Source organism: Maribacter sp. LLG6340-A2 (assembly GCF_045057105.1).
Lineage (GTDB): Bacteria > Bacteroidota > Bacteroidia > Flavobacteriales > Flavobacteriaceae > Maribacter.
This window is the reverse complement of record NZ_CP159332.1, coordinates 1,560,006-1,578,596: the sequence shown is the minus strand read 5'-3', so window position 1 is coordinate 1,578,596 and position 18,591 is coordinate 1,560,006. Positions and strand designations below refer to the sequence as shown.

At 36.8% G+C, this 18,591-nt stretch carries 19 protein-coding genes; 7 read left to right on the top strand and 12 right to left on the bottom strand.

What is annotated here, in order from left to right; translation table 11 throughout:
* Nucleotides 1–33: 33 nt before the first annotated feature.
* Nucleotides 34–1,032: an acyl-ACP desaturase gene (locus tag ABVM52_RS06720; protein ID WP_089261266.1), complete on the top strand. Its 999-nt coding sequence runs from the start codon at nucleotides 34–36 to the stop codon at nucleotides 1,030–1,032.
* Between the two features lie 62 nt (nucleotides 1,033–1,094).
* Here the strand turns inward: ABVM52_RS06720 and ABVM52_RS06715 are convergent, their stop codons facing one another.
* The 8 genes from ABVM52_RS06715 to ABVM52_RS06680 form a co-directional block, all read right to left on the bottom strand.
* Nucleotides 1,095–1,694, bottom strand: a complete 600-nt coding sequence (locus ABVM52_RS06715; protein WP_405384642.1) for a hypothetical protein — start codon at nucleotides 1,692–1,694, stop codon at nucleotides 1,095–1,097.
* A gap of 31 nt (nucleotides 1,695–1,725) precedes the next feature.
* Nucleotides 1,726–2,643 (bottom strand): OmpA family protein, encoded by a 918-nt coding sequence (locus tag ABVM52_RS06710; RefSeq protein ID WP_405384641.1) that lies wholly within the window; start codon nucleotides 2,641–2,643, stop codon nucleotides 1,726–1,728.
* Between the two features lie 573 nt (nucleotides 2,644–3,216).
* Complete coding sequence (locus ABVM52_RS06705) at nucleotides 3,217–4,770, bottom strand: aldehyde dehydrogenase family protein (RefSeq protein ID WP_405384640.1); 1,554 nt, start codon at nucleotides 4,768–4,770, stop codon at nucleotides 3,217–3,219.
* 81 nt (nucleotides 4,771–4,851) lie between these two features.
* Entirely contained in the window at nucleotides 4,852–5,223 is a 372-nt protein-coding gene (locus tag ABVM52_RS06700) for a DUF1304 domain-containing protein (protein ID WP_405384639.1), read from the bottom strand.
* A complete protein-coding gene (locus ABVM52_RS06695; protein ID WP_405384638.1) occupies nucleotides 5,220–5,762 on the bottom strand; it encodes a 3-hydroxyanthranilate 3,4-dioxygenase in 543 nt (180 codons plus the stop codon). The genes ABVM52_RS06700 and ABVM52_RS06695 overlap by 4 nt, the downstream gene beginning before the upstream one ends.
* 109 nt (nucleotides 5,763–5,871) lie before the next feature.
* Nucleotides 5,872–6,378, bottom strand: a complete 507-nt coding sequence (locus ABVM52_RS06690) for a CAP domain-containing protein (RefSeq protein ID WP_405384637.1) — start codon at nucleotides 6,376–6,378, stop codon at nucleotides 5,872–5,874.
* A gap of 286 nt (nucleotides 6,379–6,664) precedes the next feature.
* Nucleotides 6,665–7,144 (bottom strand): CAP domain-containing protein, encoded by a 480-nt coding sequence (locus ABVM52_RS06685; RefSeq protein ID WP_405384636.1) that lies wholly within the window; start codon nucleotides 7,142–7,144, stop codon nucleotides 6,665–6,667.
* A 186-nt stretch (nucleotides 7,145–7,330) separates the two neighbouring features.
* Complete coding sequence (locus ABVM52_RS06680; protein ID WP_405384635.1) at nucleotides 7,331–7,855, bottom strand: CvpA family protein; 525 nt, start codon at nucleotides 7,853–7,855, stop codon at nucleotides 7,331–7,333.
* A gap of 79 nt (nucleotides 7,856–7,934) precedes the next feature.
* Between ABVM52_RS06680 and ABVM52_RS06675 the strand changes: the two genes are divergently transcribed.
* The 3 genes from ABVM52_RS06675 (at nucleotide 7,935) to ABVM52_RS06665 (ending at nucleotide 11,732) form a co-directional block, all read left to right on the top strand.
* The gene (locus ABVM52_RS06675; RefSeq protein ID WP_405384634.1) at nucleotides 7,935–8,291 is read left to right on the top strand and encodes a hypothetical protein; all 357 of its coding nucleotides are present in this window, start codon (nucleotides 7,935–7,937) and stop codon (nucleotides 8,289–8,291) included.
* 155 nt (nucleotides 8,292–8,446) lie between these two features.
* Nucleotides 8,447–9,937 (top strand): glycerol kinase GlpK, encoded by a 1,491-nt coding sequence (gene glpK, locus ABVM52_RS06670; RefSeq protein ID WP_405384633.1) that lies wholly within the window; start codon nucleotides 8,447–8,449, stop codon nucleotides 9,935–9,937.
* Between the two features lie 127 nt (nucleotides 9,938–10,064).
* A complete protein-coding gene (locus ABVM52_RS06665; protein WP_405384632.1) occupies nucleotides 10,065–11,732 on the top strand; it encodes a glycerol-3-phosphate dehydrogenase/oxidase in 1,668 nt (555 codons plus the stop codon).
* Here the strand turns inward: ABVM52_RS06665 and ABVM52_RS06660 are convergent.
* Nucleotides 11,729–12,730, bottom strand: coding sequence for an NAD(P)H-dependent glycerol-3-phosphate dehydrogenase (locus tag ABVM52_RS06660; RefSeq protein WP_405384631.1), 1,002 nt, complete (start codon nucleotides 12,728–12,730; stop codon nucleotides 11,729–11,731). The genes ABVM52_RS06665 and ABVM52_RS06660 overlap by 4 nt on opposite strands.
* A gap of 110 nt (nucleotides 12,731–12,840) precedes the next feature.
* Here ABVM52_RS06660 and ABVM52_RS06655 point away from each other — a divergent pair, with 110 nt between their 5' ends.
* Entirely contained in the window at nucleotides 12,841–13,755 is a 915-nt protein-coding gene (locus ABVM52_RS06655) for a nicotinic acid mononucleotide adenyltransferase (protein ID WP_405384630.1), read from the top strand.
* Between the two features lie 52 nt (nucleotides 13,756–13,807).
* Here the strand turns inward: ABVM52_RS06655 and ABVM52_RS06650 are convergent, their stop codons facing one another.
* Together ABVM52_RS06650 and ABVM52_RS06645 are read right to left on the bottom strand one after the other, a co-directional pair.
* Complete coding sequence (locus ABVM52_RS06650; protein WP_405384629.1) at nucleotides 13,808–14,329, bottom strand: DUF421 domain-containing protein; 522 nt, start codon at nucleotides 14,327–14,329, stop codon at nucleotides 13,808–13,810.
* A 90-nt stretch (nucleotides 14,330–14,419) separates the two neighbouring features.
* Nucleotides 14,420–15,268, bottom strand: coding sequence for a helix-turn-helix domain-containing protein (locus ABVM52_RS06645; protein ID WP_405384628.1), 849 nt, complete (start codon nucleotides 15,266–15,268; stop codon nucleotides 14,420–14,422).
* A 145-nt stretch (nucleotides 15,269–15,413) separates the two neighbouring features.
* Here ABVM52_RS06645 and ABVM52_RS06640 point away from each other — a divergent pair, with 145 nt between their 5' ends.
* Both ABVM52_RS06640 and ABVM52_RS06635 read left to right on the top strand, forming a co-directional pair.
* On the top strand, nucleotides 15,414–16,388 hold the full coding sequence (locus tag ABVM52_RS06640) for a phytanoyl-CoA dioxygenase family protein (RefSeq protein ID WP_405384627.1): 975 nt from the start codon (nucleotides 15,414–15,416) through the stop codon (nucleotides 16,386–16,388).
* Nucleotides 16,389–16,471: 83 nt separating this feature from the next.
* On the top strand, nucleotides 16,472–18,103 hold the full coding sequence (locus tag ABVM52_RS06635) for a SulP family inorganic anion transporter (RefSeq protein ID WP_405384626.1): 1,632 nt from the start codon (nucleotides 16,472–16,474) through the stop codon (nucleotides 18,101–18,103).
* Nucleotides 18,104–18,127: 24 nt separating this feature from the next.
* On the opposite strand, the gene ABVM52_RS06630 is transcribed toward ABVM52_RS06635, so the two are convergent.
* The gene (locus ABVM52_RS06630) at nucleotides 18,128–18,379 is read right to left on the bottom strand and encodes a hypothetical protein (RefSeq protein ID WP_405384625.1); all 252 of its coding nucleotides are present in this window, start codon (nucleotides 18,377–18,379) and stop codon (nucleotides 18,128–18,130) included.
* Nucleotides 18,380–18,591 lie beyond the last annotated feature (212 nt).

Genomic DNA, 18,591 nt, shown 5'->3' with positions numbered 1-18,591 from the left:
GGTTTATTGACGAACTTTGAAAAAAAAGATACTATGCCGATTAAAAATATAAGATTAGAAGTGATGCAGGCATTGGAGCCTAAGGTGGAAGGATTTATGGATTCATTCCTTATAAAACCGGAAGATATATGGCAACCTACGGATTTTTTGCCGAATTCAGAAAAAGATACTTTTTTACAGGAAGTTAAGGAATTACGTGAGGAGTCAAAGGATTTAGGTTATGATTTTTGGGTGACTATGGTAGCTGATACGATTACCGAAGAAGCCTTGCCAACATATGAATCCTGGTTAATGGATGTTGTGGGTATAGACCAGCATGGAGATTATAAGACCAATGGTTGGGCTAAATGGGTACGTGCTTGGACCGCAGAGGAAAATAGACATGGTGATGTTTTAAATAAATACCTATACCTATCCGGTAGGGTGAACATGCGCGAGGTAGAATTGACCACCCAACATTTAATTTCCGATGGTTTTGATATTGGTACAGATAGGGATCCTTATAAAAACTTTGTCTATACTTCATTTCAAGAATTGGCTACCAATATTTCACATAAACGTGTGGGGCAATTGGCCAAGAAAAAAGGTAATGCCTTATTAGGGAAAATGTGTACCATTATTGCAGGTGATGAAATGAGACATCATTTGGCCTACAGAGAATTTGTTAAAACCATTTTTGGAGAAGATCCCTCTGGGATGATGATTGCATTTGCGGATATGATGAAGAAAAAAATTGTAATGCCTGCGCACTTTTTAAGGGAGTCTGGGGGTACAATTGGTTCTGCATTTGAGAATTTTTCTAATTGTGCACAGCGTTTAGGCGTATATACGGCACAGGATTATGTGGATATATTGGCTAAGCTAAATGCTTTTTGGGAATTGGAAAGTATGCGTTCCCTAAATGAGGAGGCAGAAAAGGCCAGGGATTATTTGTTGAAATTACCAGCTAGATTGGAACGTATTGCAGAGAGAATGAAGTTTCCAGAAGATCAATACCATTTTAAATGGGTAGAGGCCAATGGAGCTTTATAACATACAAAAATCCCGATTCATAGAATCGGGATTTTTTATTTAACTAAGTTAGTTCAGTATTGTTATAACTTACCATGCTTATGCTCTTCCTGCCATTTGGCAAGTTCTTTCCATTTGCCTTCATAGCACATTTTGGCCTGCATTGGCCAAGAAGCAGGGTCATGAATCTTATATCTCTTACCACCTGTATCTAACACTTTTTGACAATCTGCAACAGTTGATTCTGAAAGAGCCTTCCATGTTTTGATACCATGATCTTTAAACATGCCTTCAATTTTTGGACCTATGCCCTCTACAATTTTGAGGTCATCTTGTTTAATGGTTTTACCATAAGCAGCCTTGGCCGCTGCGCCATCAAAAGCAATGGAACTTGTAGTTGCTCCGGCAGCAAAAGATGCTGCAGATGCCCCTAAATTAGTACTTGGTGCACTTTTGGTCACAGGCGCCGGTTCTACTATTTTGTTTGCTGCAATTACTTTTTGGTTACAAGCGTCTAGGTCAGCTTGTAACTTACTGTTACTTGCCCTAAGTTTGGTTAATTCAGCAGAATTATCAATTTCGTTGGTAGAGCTTTTACCTATTAAATAGCCCAATATACCACAGATGATACCAACTAAAGCTGGTATGATCCAGCACCAAATATTCATAGTTTCAAAATTCATTTTTAATTTAATTTAGGAGATTAGTGTATGTTTAATTTAAAGTGATGACGGTTCTTCTATTTTTATTCCTGCCTTCTTCTGTTGCATTACTGGCAATAGGGTCAGTTTGACCTTTAGAGGAAGTTTTAATTTTATTTTCCGGTATGCCATTTTTTAGTAGGTAGTTTTTGGCAAAATTTGCACGATCTAATCCTAATCTCATATTGGTACTGGCTTTTCCGGTATTGTCTGTATGGCCTACGATAGTAACTTGTGCGCCCTCTACCCTGTCAAGATATTTGGAGATATCGGCAATTTTTTGGCGCTGTGCCGCATCTAGCGTAATTGATGCTTGTGCAGTGTTGAAATATAAGATGAGCGGATCCGCTTTAATTGCATCATATAGTGCCTTTAGTTCATCATCTGCAGTATCTGATTTTGTTTCAAGGCTTAATGAAACAGGACCATAGTAGGTATCGTCTTTGGCAACCATATCATCCATAAGTTTGCCCATGGTATTGATTTGGCTCGTTGAAATTCCTTTTGTGGCTAGATCATTCTTTATGGTATTGGCTCTTGCAAGCCCTAGATTTGGAAAAGCGGAATTGTTTTCTTCATCACTGGTGTAAAACCCGGTAACGTTTAGAATTTGATTTTCATTTCCTTCTAAATAGGTTTTAAGTTCTGTAATACCTGTATTGACCTCTGTACTTAAAGGTTGAACAAAATTACTGGCAGAACGGTTAAAATTATAATTATCGTTCGTTGAATAGTTGAGCCCGTCTCCCTGAATGGAAAAAGGGAAAGAGGTAGCTTTTGGTGTTACTACAGTTGCGGGGGTTTCTTCTGTAATTGTTTTAGGAGGCTCTTTGGAAAACGAACCACATTCGCTACAAAAAAAGATGTATGCGAATGTACCAGCTACAATGGTAATCAACATCAATAATAAATTGGTGACTGTTTTAGACATTATATATAGTGTTTAGTGTTTGATGTACAATGTATTAAAAAAATCTTAACATTGTTAAAATTTTAAAAGCTAATTGCCTTATAGTCAAGATATAGATGAATTTCCAGATATACTTAAATGATGACTATCTGTACGATCTTGGTGTTTATACATGAAAAGTTGAGGCAAACGCATCTTTAATTAATGCATTTTTGCGGTATAGTTTTCAAACTTATATCTCCCCACAAAGATTGGGCATTGATATAATATTTGAAGTTTTGAGTTAGTTGGTTAAAAAATCTTGTCTTCTACCATGTCGACAAGATTTTTTTATTTAAATGCTTCATTGTTAAAAGTCCAACTATACAATTTATATAGAAAGGTGTACAGAATTTATAGCACTTTAATAAATAAAATACTAGTTTTCTAAATAACTATATATCAAGGGAATGAAAAAAAAGTTAAAAAGCATTTTCAATTTCCTTTGCATGTTTTTTATACTGGGACTTCAAGCCTTACTTCATGGAAGTTGGTCCAACGAACCGGTAAACGGCAAGACAGCATAATACATGCAAAGAAAATAACTGTTATGGATTATAGGTCAAACTTTATGCCTTGGGCCAAAGGAAGTTCTGTGGTATAATTAATGGTATTGGTTTGTCTTCTCATATATACTTTCCAAGCATCAGAGCCACTTTCTCTACCGCCACCTGTTTCCTTTTCTCCACCAAAAGCACCACCTATTTCTGCTCCTGAAGTACCAATATTTACATTTGCAATACCGCAATCACTTCCCCATGCGGAAAGGAAATGTTCCGCTTCACGAAGGTTATTGGTCATAATAGCGGACGAAAGCCCTTGTACTACTCCGTTCTGAATAGCAATGGCATTTTCTACACCACCAGAATATTTTAAAAGATAAAGAACAGGGGCAAAAGTTTCATGCTGCACTATTTTAAATGTGTTTTTTGCCTCTGCGATTGCAGGTTTTACATAGCAACCACTCTCATAGCCTTGTCCTTCCAGTACACCGCCTTCTACGATCAGGTTGCCACCTTCTGCAACAACTTGTTGTAAAGCATTTTTATAATGCGCCACTGCATCAGTATCAATCAATGGCCCTACATGGTTATTTTCATCCAATGGATTTCCAATTCTTAATTGTTGATAAGCGGCTACGATGGCATCCTTGACCTTATCATACATAGAATCGTGTATAATTAACCTTCTTGTAGATGTACAGCGTTGTCCAGCGGTGCCTACAGCACCAAATACTGCTCCAATCACTGTCATTTTTATATCGGCATCAGGTGTTACTATTATGGCGTTGTTACCACCAAGCTCCAGTAAGGATTTCCCTAACCTTGCTGCTACCGCTTGAGCTACAATTTTTCCCATTCGTATAGAACCTGTTGCAGAAACCAAAGGTATACGAACATCACTGGTCATAAGCTCACCCACGTTATAATCCCCATTGATTAAACATGAAATACCTTCAGGTAAATTGTTCGCCTTAAATACAGACGCCGCAATATTTTGACAGGCAATACCGCATAAAGGAGTTTTTTCAGAAGGTTTCCATACACATACATCACCACATATCCATGCTAAGGCAGTATTCCAGGCCCATACAGCTACCGGAAAGTTAAAAGCTGAAATTATGCCCACAACACCCAAAGGGTGATATTGCTCATACATTCTATGTCCCGGTCTTTCGGAATGCATAGTCAAACCATGTAATTGTCTTGATAAACCTACTGCAAAATCGCAGATGTCTATCATTTCCTGTACTTCCCCTAACCCTTCTTGATAGCTTTTCCCCATTTCATAAGAGACCAATTTTCCTAATGGCTCTTTAAGTTCTCTAAGTTTTTGTCCAAATTGTCTAACAATTTCTCCTCTCAATGGAGCAGGTTTAGTCCTCCACTCAGTAAATGCAGCAGTAGCGGTCTGCATTACTTTTTCATAATCTTTCTTTGTAGAAGTCCTTACTTTAGAGATTAAGGAACCATCAACAGGTGAAAACGAAGCAATGGTGTCTCCGGATGAAAAATTATTTGATCCCGTAGAGGTTCCGTCGTTTATTTCTTTTATCCCCAATAGGTTTAGGGCTTCATGAATTCCAAAATCTACTGCTATTTTTGACATTTTATAACTTTTTAAGCAATTATTGTTAGGTATATTACAAAAATACAAAGAAAATTAGGTATTATTGGCCGAAGAAAGGTATTAAAGGAATTTAATTACGACCCAAAAGATACAACCTACTAAAGCAGGTATTCCCTGTACCACGAATATTTTTTTTGCTACCGAATATGCGCCATATGCCCCAGCAACAACTACACAACCTAAAAAGAACAAAGCTATATTGCTGGACCATTCCAGATTAGTTATAAATATGGACCAAACGAGGCCTGCTGCTAAAAAACCATTATAGAGACCTTGATTGGCGGCCATTTGTTTAGTAGGTTCAAAGAGGTCTTTTGGAAAATTCCTAAACACCTTTTTTCCTTTGGTGGTCCAGGCAAACATTTCCAGATATAAAAAATAGAGGTGCATTATGGCTACCAATATCGTAATTGTCTTAGCTATAAAAATCATTCTTCTTTGGCAATAAATCGTTCATCCACGGGCATAACTGTACCGCAATTGTCACAAGTTCTTAATTCTTTGGAACTATAGAAATGTTTGAAATGGGATAAAAAATCTTTTTCAATATCGTTCAGGGTAAAATACGCTTCATATAGTTTATGGTTGCAATTATCACAGAACCAAAGTAAACCATCATCAACGTTCATATCCGCTCTCTTTCTTTCAATAACCAGACCAATAGACCCTTCTTTACGTACGGGGGAATGGGGCACTTTTGCAGGATGTAGGTACATGTCTCCCGGGCCTAAATGCATTGTTCTCTTTTTTCCATCCTCTTGAATATGGACTTCAATATGACCTTCTAGCTGATAAAAAAGCTCTTCCGTTTCATTATAGTGATAATCTTTTCTGGCATTTGGCCCTGCCACGATCATGACAATATAATCACCGGCATCTTTGTACAGGTTTTTATTGCCAACGGGAGGCTTTAAGGAAGCCCTGTTTTCTTCAATCCATTTATTAAGGTTAAAAGGTGCTTTGATACTCATTTTAATGATTTTAAACTGAAAGTTATAAAAACCAATGGCGCTTACCTAAAACTTGGACATAAAAAAAGCCTTTGTCTAACAAAGGCTTTTTTAAAATTGTTTAATTAGGTTACCTAAAGAACAATTGTGTAAAATATAGGTCTCCATTGGCGTTTTCCTTAATACTTATGGCAGAGTAATCATAATCTCCTTCTATATTGACTCTATGGCCAGGGCTATCGATCCAAGCTTCAAAAGCTTCTTGTACCGTATCATAATTTCTTGCTACATTCTCCGCTACGTATACCGCTCCAGTTCTCTTTGAGATTTTTTCTGCACGTTCACCAAATTTAGCATGGCTTGTGGTTCCTTTTTCAATCATATAGTCTGTATGAAGACCTGCATAGTAATAGGTAGTACCTTCAAAAGCCATTTCGTTTAGTCCAATACTTACTCTATAGGTATTAATTATTTCAAACAGTTCAGCTTCCAAAGCATTGTGTTTATCAGAACTGACCAAGGTAACCTTTGTTGCCGGATCCTCATTTACCTCTTCGTAACCTGCAAAATTTTCATATTTGGAACATGAGGACATTAAGATGACGAACAATGCTAAAGTAGGTATGTATAATTTCATTTTGGGAAACTTTAAATTTTATTAACGATTCAAAAGTAGTCCCAAGAACCATGTTTGGAAGAAATATATCTATAGCCGTAGCAAAAAACTCGATAAGCTGTAAAATTAGTGTATATAGGCGCTTATCGACCAAGTGCAAGGGTTATTTCATCGTAAAAATGTGTATTTCGTGTGGTTTTTCGCACTTTATCCGCTAAATAAAACAGATAAACGTCAAAGCTTAAATGTAAGAAATGTCTTAAGTTGTATTTTAACCGATTTTATCTACAATTAGACTTTTACTTGGTCATTGCTTGTAGAAAAGCTGGGTAAAATAAAAATTGCCCAGATCATCTTTCTTGACGCTAATACCAGTATGGGTAAAATCACCCTCCATGGTTTTTTTATGGCTACTACTTATATACCAGCCCTCAAAGGCGTCTATCGCAGTTTTATAATCCTTGGCAACATTCTCTGCAACCATCTCCACTTCAATTTCAGAATTGATCTTAGCTGCCCTAGAGCTAAAATTATCATGACTAATGCTGCCTTTGGCAATCATATAATCTGTGTGGATATTGGCATATTTATAGGCCACTTCACTAAATTCAAGCGTATTGATTTTTAAACCAACTCTATGCTTGTTAACAATTTCCAGTAGGTCGTGTTCAATATCAAGTACATTCTCTGTCTCTACATACGGTAACTCTTCTATAGGGTCACTAGTACAAGAACCAAGAAATACTACAAATAGGACAGCGACCGCATAATGCAATCTCATTTTCATATAGTGTCATTTTGTAATAAAGCCTTTCGGCTTAGCGAAGTAGGTATGTAAGATGAGAATGTTCTAAGTTCTCTATCGATAGGGGATATCGATACGTAATATTATGGAAAACCTAGGATTGTGGGCCAATCTTGGATTATTATTCGTTGAAAGGTAAAAATTAAGGGAATAAGTGCTTAAACTACACTATATGATAACAGGCTCGTTGTTAGATTCTTGTTCTGGCTGGGTATAGGTTAGGACATGATCAAATAACAACGCTCCAATATCTTTAATGGGCTGGTACAATATAGATTGGGTTTTGGTCTTTTCATCCAATAAGTTTAAGCTGTTGTCCACACGGTCAAAAAAAATGAATGCAGCACCTAGGATGATAGCTATTTTTAAGGTACCGAAAATTGCTCCGGCTATTTTGTTCAAGAGGCCTAACATTGCCAAGTTTGCCACTTTGGTAAGTAGTTTTCCCGCTAAATTAACTAAAATGATAATTAAGATAAATGTTATAATGAATGCTATTATACTCATATTGCGTTCATCCCAATCTAAGTGCGTGGATAAATAGTTTCCTGTAATATAGCTAAAATGAATAGCCCCATAAATACCGGCAATCAATGCCACAATAGAGGCTAATTCCATAAAAAGACCATTTTTAAAGCCTTTGTAAAGTCCCCAGACCAAAGGTAGAAGAAGAAGTATATCTAAAAGCCCCATTTGTAAAGTGTTTTAACAAATATAAAACTTTGAGTTGTACCTTTGAAATGTCCAAAATATAGGATGTGAATATAATATTATGGCTAGGGATATACAGTTAAAGGAACGTTGGGAAAACTTGGTTGAAAAGCTATCGGTAAAATTTTCTGATGGAGATCCGTTGGAATTGGATGCTATTATTTATCTAGTGGGCGTTCAAGAGTTGGGACAATACCATAGAAAGTATAAAAAAGATGATAAATTAGATTTAATGCACATTGCTATCTGTAGGCTATTGGAACCCTATGGGTTTTATGAATTTAGTTTTTTTGATGAAGAAGGTTGGCCCCATTACACCATTAATGAAGAGTTGCCTCCACTAAAAGCTGGTGAGCAAACCGTTTTGATGAAAGAAGCGATCGTAAATTATTTTTTGGAAAAGGAGTTTATAGACTAATGCCAAAAATAATCTTCTATAATTAATCTAAAAAGCTACTGAATAATGTGTGTAAAATCTTAATTCATATATAGTAGCATAGAATAGCATAATATAATTTTATCTTCTTTGAAATCGATATTAAATCTGCTATATTTAAAAAAATATCGTAAAAAATGTCAAGGAAATTTATAATATCATTAGATCAAGGTACCACAAGCTCAAGAGCATTGTTGGTAGACCATGCAGGTACTATCAAGGGTATGGTCCAAAAAGAGTTTAAACAAATATTTCCACAATCTGGCTGGGTAGAACATGATGCAGAAGAAATATTAGCTACGCAACTAGGCGTTTTAAAAGAACTTTTGGATAAGGAAAGCATAACCCCAGCGGAAATAATGGGTATAGGTATAACCAATCAACGTGAAACTACGGTGGTTTGGGACAAGAATACAGGAAAACCCGTTTATAATGCTATAGTTTGGCAAGACAAACGTACTGCGGATATCTGTGAACATTTAAAGAAAACAGGTTTAACCGAACATGTAAGGAAAACCACCGGACTGGTCATAGATTCTTATTTTTCAGGAACCAAGGTAAAATGGATATTGGACAATGTTGATGGTGCCAGGAAAAAAGCGGAAGCGGGCGAACTGTTAATGGGCACTATAGATACTTGGTTGGTTTGGAATATGACAAAAGACCATAATCATTGTACAGATTATACCAATGCATCACGTACTATGATCTATGATATTGTACAGCTAAAATGGGATGATAAAATGCTGAAGGCCCTAAATATACCCAAAAGTATGTTGCCAGAGGTAAAGCCATCATCGGCCCATTTTGGGGACTATGAAATAGATGGGGTGAAGATTCCAATAGCGGGTATAGCCGGTGACCAGCAAGCGGCCTTGTTTGGTCAGGCATGTTTTAAGAAAGGTTCGGCAAAAAACACCTATGGTACAGGTTGCTTTATGCTTATGAATACAGGTGAAAAGCCACAATTCTCTAAAAATGGGCTATTAACGACCATTGCCTATGGTTTAAACGGTAAGGTAAATTATGCATTGGAAGGAAGTATCTTTATTGCCGGTGCCGCCGTACAATGGTTAAGAGATGGTTTGGAACTTATTGAGCATGCCAAGGAAACAGAGGAACTGGCCAATTCCATTGAAGGTGAAAATTCTGTTTATGTAGTACCAGCCTTTGCAGGTTTGGGCGCACCCTATTGGGATATGTATGCCAGGGGTGCCATATTTGGTTTAACCAGGGATACCGGTAAGGCCCATATAGCCAAAGCTACTTTAGAGGCCCTTGCTTACCAGACCAAGGATATTTTAAAAGCCATGGAAGATGACTCTGGCATTCAACTTAAAAATCTTAGGGTTGACGGTGGCGCATGTGCTAACAATCACTTAATGCAATTTCAAGCCGATATTTTAGACTCTGAAGTACATCGACCGGAAATAATTGAGTCCACCGCAATGGGAGCGGCATTTTTGGCCGGTATTCATGTAGGTTTTTGGGAACAGTCCGATATTGATGAAAACAGACCCATGAACCATATTTTTAAACCCACATTTGATCGTGTAAAGAGAAAACGTCTTTATAAAAAATGGCAGAAAGCGGTAGAACGTACAAAAGGATGGGAAGACGAAGAATAGTTTAATGCATCAATTTTACAATTAAATAATTTTATCGAGCATATTTTAATGTGGCTCTCGTCCTATCTTTGGAGAACTATGGTACAACCTGTAGGGCATCAACTTATTAATAGTTAACACATTTTTGATGAAGAATATAAAATTTACCAATTTAGAACGTCAAAAAACAATTGAATCCTTAGAGGCGGATGAATTTGATTTAGTAGTTATTGGAGGTGGCATAACCGGTGGAGGTATTGCCCTTGATGCCGCATCGCGTGGATTAAAGGTAGCCCTGTTGGAAAAGGGTGATTTTGCATCAGGTACAAGTAGTAAATCAACCAAATTGATTCATGGCGGACTACGATATTTAAAACAATTCGATTTTTGGTTGGTAAAAGAAGTGGGCTCAGAACGTGCCATTGTCCATAAATTGGCTCCCCATTTGGTACTGCCTGAAAAAATGCTACTTCCATTGATAGAAAATGGCTCTTATGGTAAATGGTTAACCTCAATTGGTCTTAAGGTCTATGATATTCTTGCCCAGGTTTCAGGTGATGATAAACGAAAAATGCTTGAAAAAAAGGAAGCTTTAAAATTGGAACCTTTATTGCCTAAAAAGATATTGAACGGGGCAGGGTATTACGCAGAATATAGAACAGATGACGCCCGTTTAACCATAGAAAATATTAAGACAAGTTTATTGTTTGGTGCACAGGCGCTCAACTATGCAAAAGTTACAGATTTTTTATATGAAAAGGAAAAAGTAGCAGGGGTTCAAGTTACTGATGAAACAACAGGAAAGGCGTTTGCCATAAAATCTAAATATGTTATAAGTGCTGCCGGTCCTTGGGTAGATGAGTTAAGAAGTTTAAACAATTCTAAAAAGGGAAAACAGCTTCATTTAACCAAAGGGGTGCATTTGGTTTTTCCATATGAAAAATTACCGGTAAAACAGTCGGTCTATTTTGATATACCAGATGGCAGGATGATGTTTGCCATACCAAGGGGCAAAATAACCTATGTAGGTACCACGGATACCAATTATAATGACAGTAAGGATGAGGTAAGGACAGATATTGCGGACGCCATTTATTTGATTTCTGCCGTAAACAATATGTTCCCGGATATTAATTTGGAACTGGAGGATATTGTTTCTTCTTGGGCAGGCTTACGCCCTTTAATCCATGAAGAAGGTAAATCTGCTTCTGAACTTTCTAGGAAAGATGAAATATTTGTATCAACTACAGGATTGATCAGTATAGCGGGCGGTAAATTAACAGGTTACCGTAAAATGGCTGAAAGGGTAGTGGATCGTATAGCAAAGAATATGGAAGAGGAACATAACATTGAACTAAAAGAATGTTATACGGAAAAGATATACCTGTGCGGAAACGATGATTTTAAAAAATTCAAGCATGTAAAAAAATATATTTCCCAAGTATATGATAAAATAATGGGCGATGGTTTTACAAAGCATGATGCCTGGTTCCTGGTAACCAATTATGGTAAACAAACAGAGGTTATTTTAGATATATATGAAACCTTGGTGGAGGAAGACAAATATGTTCGTTTAGCAAAAGCGGAATTAGCATTTGGTATTGATTATGAAATGGTTCACAATCCAATGGATTTCTTTATAAGAAGAACCGGTAGATTGTACTTTGATATAGAAAGTATTAGAACACTTATGGAACCTATATTAAAAGAATTTCAAAACAGGTTTGGAGTTTCCAATGAAGTAGTGGAAGGCTGGAGGACCACCCTAGAAGAAATACTAAAGGAACATTCAGATTTTTCGCTTACTAGAGATTAATCCAATTTATCCGTTAGCGCTAAAAACACCTTTTTAGGACTTTTGTTCTCATAAAGTATTTGATAAACGGCGTTTATAATGGGCGTCTTAACTTTTTTCTTGAATTTTTGTTTAATGGCAAATGCACTCTTGGCCGCATAATATCCTTCTGCCACCATATTCATTTCCATTTGGGCACTTTTAACGGTATATCCTTTGCCGATCATATTACCGAACATTCTATTTCGGCTAAAAACGGAATAACCGGTTACCAGTAAATCCCCTAAATAGGCAGACTTGTTAATATTGCGGTCTATGTTATGTATACGTTTGGTATAGCGTTTCATTTCCCTAATGGCATTGCTCATCAAAACACTTTGAAAATTGTCCCCATAGCCCAAGCCATGTGCAATACCCGCGGCAATGGCATAAATATTCTTTAACATGGCCGCATACTCCGTTCCTATAATATCCTTACTGATATTTGTTTTTATGTAATTGCCGGACAGGTTGTTGGCAACAAATTCCGCTTTTTTGGTATCTGCACAAGCAATGGTCAAATAAGACAATCGTTCCATAGCAACTTCTTCGGCATGGCATGGTCCGGTGATTACACCAATATGGTCAAAAGGGATGTTGTACACCTCATGAAAATGCTCCCCTACGATCAGTCCAGATTCTGGTACAATACCTTTTATAGCTGAAAAGATAATTTTATCCTTGAGAGATTCGGTTAATTTTTCCAATTCGGAAACCAGGAAAGCAGAGGGAATAGCAAAAATTAATATATCGGCATTTTTTACCGCTTCGTTAATATTGCTCGTTAACAGTAATTGTTCTGTCTTGAATTCTACAGAAGTAAGGTAATTGGGGTTATGTTTTTGAATTTTTAGATACCCAATAGCATCGGAATTTCTCATATACCAACCCACCTGTTCTTGGTTGTTGGTCAACATCTTAACAATTGCCGTAGCCCAACTACCACCGCCTAAAACTGCAAATTTAGCATCCTTGTTCATACTGCAAATTTACCAATTATTTATATGTGCTTTTAGGGCTTGGCAAGAGACTTGAATAAATTTTGGCATAAAGATTGTTTCTAGGTAATTAATCAATTAAATAAAATCTTATGAAAACAATTAAACTACTTACAGGATATGTTCTTTTGGCCACATTGATGGTTTCTTGTTATGCAGATGTTATCATTGAGGATGATTTTATTGAAGAATCTGCCTTTAATACGGATCAGGTATTACAAGATTTTGATGTCTGGTATGTTGATATCAATGAAACACGAGGACATGGAGAAGTACCATTTTTACAACGTGCCTTTACCATTTCTTTTGACCGTGGTATCGTATATGCCAACAATAATATTGTAGGTATTGGTAAGACTGGTGGAGGGTATGGTATTGATGTGGGTTCCTATAGTACATTAAGGGGCATTGTAGATATAGATCATGATATTGATGGCCGTTGGGCCCTGGAAGTTTATGCGATCAATAGAAATACTATTGAATTATATGATGCAAGTACGGACACCTCCTATTTTCTAAGAGGTTACCAGACCAATACATTTGATTATGATATGGTCTTCTATGACAACATAAATTATTTTTTACAGGAATATGATGCTTGGGAGAAAATTTATACAAGTCAAACGGGAGCAATAAATGACTTTGATAACGAAAATTATATACAGTTTTTACCAGATTTTTTCAGATCATCTCTAGATGTTCCAAATACTAGGGTTTCCAATTTACAATGGGATTATGAAGGAAATTATGTAGTGTATGATGTACAGGGAGATAATTCCTTAAAGGCGTTGACATTGGATTACGATTTCTTTGGTGATGATTATTTTGAGTTATATGTAATTAATGATAGTACCATAGAATTATATCACCCCACAAGTGGTACTACGTATGAGTTTAGAGGAAGAGGATACCAGCAATATTTAAAGACCGGTAAGAATACCCAGGTGAAGAAAAGAATAAAAACTTCTAACCCTACCATGCAGGTAGAAAGGAAGAAGGTAAAATAGTTTTTAGGTTGATTGTCTTAAAAATGCCCAATTCATATGAAGCGGGCATTTTTTATGCTTTAACATCTTCCATAATTACGGAATCAATGGTTATGGGTTTATTGGTATGTAGTACAGAAATATCGCCTGTAGTTTCAAAAATAACAGCCTTTACTTGAGATAACTGCAGCACGTTGGCCTCACGTAGTTTCCCCATTAAATCCGCTTGACTAACTAATGCTTTCTTAAGGTTTTCCTTTAAGATATTTCCGTTTTCCATAAGAAGGATAGGGGTATTGGTAACAATCTTTTGTGCCGCATCAGAGCTAGATAATAATTTGGCGAACAAGGCTTGTAGTCCTGCCAATAAGGCTAATGAAACCAATGCGGGCATTAAACTATCTACAGGTTTATTCACGGCATCGGCCAAAATAGAGCCCATTGCAATGGTTACTGCAAAATCAAAACTGGTCATTTTTGCAAATGTTCGTTTACCGGTTACACGGGTAATGAACATCATATATAAATAAACAAATATTGCCGCAACACTTATTTGTAGTACGGTTTTTACTGAAAGTGGATCAAAGATTTCCATTGCGTTTGTTTTAGAGGTTGAAAACTATACCCTAAAGGTAGTTGGTCAATGATCTAAAAGTTTACTCTTTACAATAGAATACTACTTCATTTAATGGTGCTGTAATCTTTTTTTGAATGCCGATGGATTTTCGCCCGTTACCTTTTTAAAAGTTCTGTTGAAATAGGACAAACTTTCAAATCCGCATTCAAAACAGGTTTCGCTAACATTTTTTCCGGTAAGTAATAAACGCTTAGATTGACTTATTCTATATTGATTTAAGAATTCTATAAACGTGCTTCCGGTAGCTTTTTTAAAATACCGGCAAAAAGCTGGCTTTGTTAAATTGCAAAATTTAGCAACTTCGTCAACAGATATTTTACCTTGGTAGCGGTCATCTATTAAGGCGTAAATATCCCGTATTCTACTTTGCTCCTTTTTGCTATATCTATTTTTGTATGGTTTTTTATGAAGCAGTTCAAATTCATTACTTTGAGATAGTCTTTTAAGAATACCCATGATCGCCATAAAATATTCAAAAGGTTTTAGCGTATGCAGTTCCTTTAATAAGGTACCCACCACTTTTTTTGTTTCGCCATGAAAAGCAATGCCATATCTAGATAAATCCAATAACCTGTTCAAGCTCTGTAGTTCAGGTAATGGGTCTACAAAAGTGCTTTTAAAATTGGGTTTTATATGCAGGACTTCTTCACGGTATTCTGTTTTTACGCCATAATCAAAATTAAGATGGGGAATGTTAGAACCAATCAATACAAGATCGGTTTCTTCGTACTCGGATATATGATCGCCAACATGCCTAGTGCCATTTGCACCTTCAATATAGACCAGCTCATACTCTGGGTGAAAATGCCAATAAAACAAATGGCTCAACTTGGGGTCATGCAATAATCTGAACGGACTTTTAGATGCGGGGTCAATGGTTTCTAATTCAATCTTCATGGCTTAAATGTAACAAAATTGCGTAATAAATGAATGCTAAGTAGCTGTAAAATCAATATTGTTCAAATTTAGGTCAATATTACGGTAGCCCAAATTGTTCATCCTCAGTAGTTTTATATCATACATCAACTTAAATTCATGCACCATGGAACAAGTAAATGAAAAAGTAGAACAAGGTAATACGGCTCATAAAGAAATACCTGGCAACCCATCAACGGCAACAAGTAGTAAACAAAAATTGAACGACCGGTCTAATGGCAAACCACTTCGTGTGCTCAGCGAAGAAGATTGGGGTTTTTGGATGGAAAATGGCTACATCGTCATTAAAAATGCAGTGCATTTAGAGCAGGCAAAAGCCACGGCAGATTTTATTTGGGAGTTTGATGAAAAGGACCCTAAAGATAAGTCGACCTGGTATGCACCGGCCCGTGCAGAAATGCAAATGAAAGAACTTACCGGCACCGGTATGGTCGAGGTATATAACAATCAACATTTATGGAATAATAGGCAAACCAGAAAAGTGTACGATGCTTTTGTTGATGTTTGGGGTACGGAAAAATTATGGGTAACCATAGATCGCGCCAACCTAAATTTTCCATTACCAGAAGGGTCTAATAAAAAAGGTTTTATCCATTGGGATTATGACCCGGAGACCAAGCCGCAAAATGTACAGGGCGTATTGGCGTTGGCAGACCAAGATGATGAGGATATGGGCGGTTTTCAATGCATACCCTGGTTATATAGAAATTATGATTCTTGGAAATTAACACAACCAAAAGACCGTGACCGTTTTCAGCCATCTTTAAATGGATTGGAAGATAAAATTGTGAAAGTGAAAATGAAGGCGGGCGATTTATTGATTTTTAATAGTACCGAGCCTCACGGTATTAGGCCCAATACATCAAAGGATAAAGTTAGGATTGCGCAGTATATTTCAATGATGCCGGCAGAGCCAGAAAACGAAACACTTAGGAATTGGCGGATAAATTCATGGAGACATAGAATTGCCCCAGAAGGCTATGCATTTCCCGGGGATCCTAGAAACTGGGAGCAAACAAAATACGATACTGCTAAATTATCACCGTTAGGGGAGAAATTGTTAGGGTTAAAAGACTGGTAAACAGATAATATGGTAATAATCTATATGATTGTGGTGGGGCCGGTAAATATTGCTATTTTTGCGCCTTTTAAAGATAGAGGTTCATGGCGAAGATTTTCAATTTATTCGATTTCAAACAAAAAGTAGATTATAAAACCGAGATTCTATCCGGTTTAACTGTAGCTTTAGCTTTAGTTCCCGAAGCCATTGCATTTGCTTTGATTCCCGGTTTTTCTCCATTAACAGGGTTATATGCCGCATTTGTATTAGCATTGATTACATCTATCTTTGGTGGCAGACCCGGAATGATTTCTGGTGCCACAGGTGCGGTAGCGGTTGTTTTTATTGGGTTGATATTGGAATTAAAAAGAAACTTCCCGGGTATAGAGCCAGAGACCATATTAAATTATGTCTTTGCTACGGTAATCGTAGCAGGCGTTTTACAGATTTTAGCGGGTGTTCTAAAGCTGGGGAAATTTATTCGTTTGGTTCCGCATCCTGTAATGTTCGGATTTGTAAACGGTTTGGCCATTATAATATTTATGGCACAGTTTCCTAATTTTTATCAAAAAGGAACGGATCAGTTGTTAACAGGGGTTAATATGGCCATAATGTTAGGACTAACACTTTTGACCATGGTAATTATTTGGGGTCTGCCCAAGTTGACAAAAGCGGTACCATCAACTTTAGTGGCTATTGTGGTTGTTTCTGCCATTGTTATAGGTTTCAGTATAGATACATTGACAGTTGCTGATACCATGAGAGAAGGAGAATCTATAAAAGGTGGTTTTCCGCCATTATCCATTCCGCAGATACCCTTAACTTTTGAATCTTTTAAAATTATATTTCCATTTGCTGCAATTGTTGCTGGTGTAGGGCTAATAGAAAGTTTGCTGACCTTGAACATTGTTGATGAAATTACAGATACTAGAGGTAATAGTAATAGAGAGTGTGTTGCCCAGGGGTCGGCCAATATATTATCAGGTTTTTTATCCGGTATGGGCGGTTGTGCAATGATCGGGCAAAGTTTGATCAATACCTCTTCAGGGGCAAGGGCCAGACTTTCGGGAATTACGGCAGCCGTAATGTTATTGGTTTTCATAATGTTCGGTTCTAGTGTTATTGAGCGTTTGCCAATGGCCGCTTTGGTAGGTTTAATGTTTATGGTGGCAATAGGTACTTTTGAGTGGGCAAGTTTTAAAACGTTCAGAAAAATGCCAAATTCAGATGTTGTGGTCATGATTTTGGTGACATTGATTACGGCAATAACCCATAACCTCGCCATTGCTGTACTTCTTGGTGTTATTATATCTGCATTGGCCTATTCTTGGGAAAATGCAAAAAGAATTCGCGCAAGAAAGCATATTGATGAAAACGGTGTTAAGCACTATGAAATTTACGGACCTTTGTTTTTTGGGTCCACCACCTTGTTCAATGAAAAATTTGATGTTCAAGGTGACCCTAGTGAAATAATCATTGACTTTAAGGAAAGTAGGGTGGCAGATATGAGCGGTATAGAGGCATTGAACAAAATTACCGAGCGTTATGCAAAAGTAGGTAAGAAGGTACATTTACGTCATCTTAGCAAAGACTGTATACGCTTGTTGGCTAATGCAGATGATATTATTGATGTAAACGTTATGGAAGATCCTACGTATAAGGTCATGGTAGATAATCCAAAAGCTAAGGAGAAGGGTCCAGATACCAAAAACCCGTTTAAATTGTGGGGATTATAGCCGTCTTCCGGAGTTTTAAAGGTGCTAGTTATAATAGTATATCGCATAAAAGCTACCTAAAACAATTGCAAAAGAAATGATGTAAATGACTATTTCTTGTATTCGGTCTTTTTTTGCCTGTGCTCTTATTTTATCACGTACCACTTTACGTTCAACATTGGTAAGTTCCTTAAAATGTAACTTGGTTTCTTCTGAGTATTCAAGATAATCTTTGCGTAGTTCCCTTAAGCTTCTACTTTTTTTAAGCAGCGCTCTATTTGCTTTAATTACTTTCATTGGTTGTCCTCCGTATCCCATCGTTACATCTTTCTTATATGTAGAGAAAATGCTGTTTTTGTTACATAAAACTGAATTTATTTCAATGTTTGGTCTATTCTTGTGTATTTTTAATAAATTTTGACTAAAGCTTTAGGTTTTGTTTTAATAGAGATAAGAATTAACGTGTATGAAATATTGTTTCGGATTTTTATTAGGGATTTTAGGATTGA

Excerpts from the sequence above, each read along its gene's own strand:
- ABVM52_RS06655 (WP_405384630.1), top strand. The coding sequence starts at position 12,841 with ATGAAAACAATTAAACTACTTACAGGATATGTTCTTTTGGCCACATTG.
- ABVM52_RS06695 (WP_405384638.1), bottom strand. The coding sequence starts at position 5,762 with ATGAGTATCAAAGCACCTTTTAACCTTAATAAATGGATTGAAGAAAAC.
- ABVM52_RS06700 (WP_405384639.1), bottom strand. The coding sequence starts at position 5,223 with ATGATTTTTATAGCTAAGACAATTACGATATTGGTAGCCATAATGCAC.
- ABVM52_RS06665 (WP_405384632.1), top strand. The coding sequence starts at position 10,065 with ATGAAGAATATAAAATTTACCAATTTAGAACGTCAAAAAACAATTGAA.
- ABVM52_RS06650 (WP_405384629.1), bottom strand. The coding sequence starts at position 14,329 with ATGGAAATCTTTGATCCACTTTCAGTAAAAACCGTACTACAAATAAGT.
- ABVM52_RS06715 (WP_405384642.1), bottom strand. The coding sequence starts at position 1,694 with ATGAATTTTGAAACTATGAATATTTGGTGCTGGATCATACCAGCTTTA.
- ABVM52_RS06660 (WP_405384631.1), bottom strand. The coding sequence starts at position 12,730 with ATGAACAAGGATGCTAAATTTGCAGTTTTAGGCGGTGGTAGTTGGGCT.
- ABVM52_RS06645 (WP_405384628.1), bottom strand. The coding sequence starts at position 15,268 with ATGAAGATTGAATTAGAAACCATTGACCCCGCATCTAAAAGTCCGTTC.
- ABVM52_RS06710 (WP_405384641.1), bottom strand. The coding sequence starts at position 2,643 with ATGTCTAAAACAGTCACCAATTTATTATTGATGTTGATTACCATTGTA.
- ABVM52_RS06720 (WP_089261266.1), top strand. The coding sequence starts at position 34 with ATGCCGATTAAAAATATAAGATTAGAAGTGATGCAGGCATTGGAGCCT.
- ABVM52_RS06680 (WP_405384635.1), bottom strand. The coding sequence starts at position 7,855 with ATGGGGCTTTTAGATATACTTCTTCTTCTACCTTTGGTCTGGGGACTT.
- ABVM52_RS06685 (WP_405384636.1), bottom strand. The coding sequence starts at position 7,144 with ATGAAAATGAGATTGCATTATGCGGTCGCTGTCCTATTTGTAGTATTT.
- ABVM52_RS06705 (WP_405384640.1), bottom strand. The coding sequence starts at position 4,770 with ATGTCAAAAATAGCAGTAGATTTTGGAATTCATGAAGCCCTAAACCTA.
- ABVM52_RS06690 (WP_405384637.1), bottom strand. The coding sequence starts at position 6,378 with ATGAAATTATACATACCTACTTTAGCATTGTTCGTCATCTTAATGTCC.
- ABVM52_RS06635 (WP_405384626.1), top strand. The coding sequence starts at position 16,472 with ATGGCGAAGATTTTCAATTTATTCGATTTCAAACAAAAAGTAGATTAT.
- ABVM52_RS06675 (WP_405384634.1), top strand. The coding sequence starts at position 7,935 with ATGGCTAGGGATATACAGTTAAAGGAACGTTGGGAAAACTTGGTTGAA.
- ABVM52_RS06630 (WP_405384625.1), bottom strand. The coding sequence starts at position 18,379 with ATGAAAGTAATTAAAGCAAATAGAGCGCTGCTTAAAAAAAGTAGAAGC.
- ABVM52_RS06640 (WP_405384627.1), top strand. The coding sequence starts at position 15,414 with ATGGAACAAGTAAATGAAAAAGTAGAACAAGGTAATACGGCTCATAAA.
- glpK (WP_405384633.1), top strand. The coding sequence starts at position 8,447 with ATGTCAAGGAAATTTATAATATCATTAGATCAAGGTACCACAAGCTCA.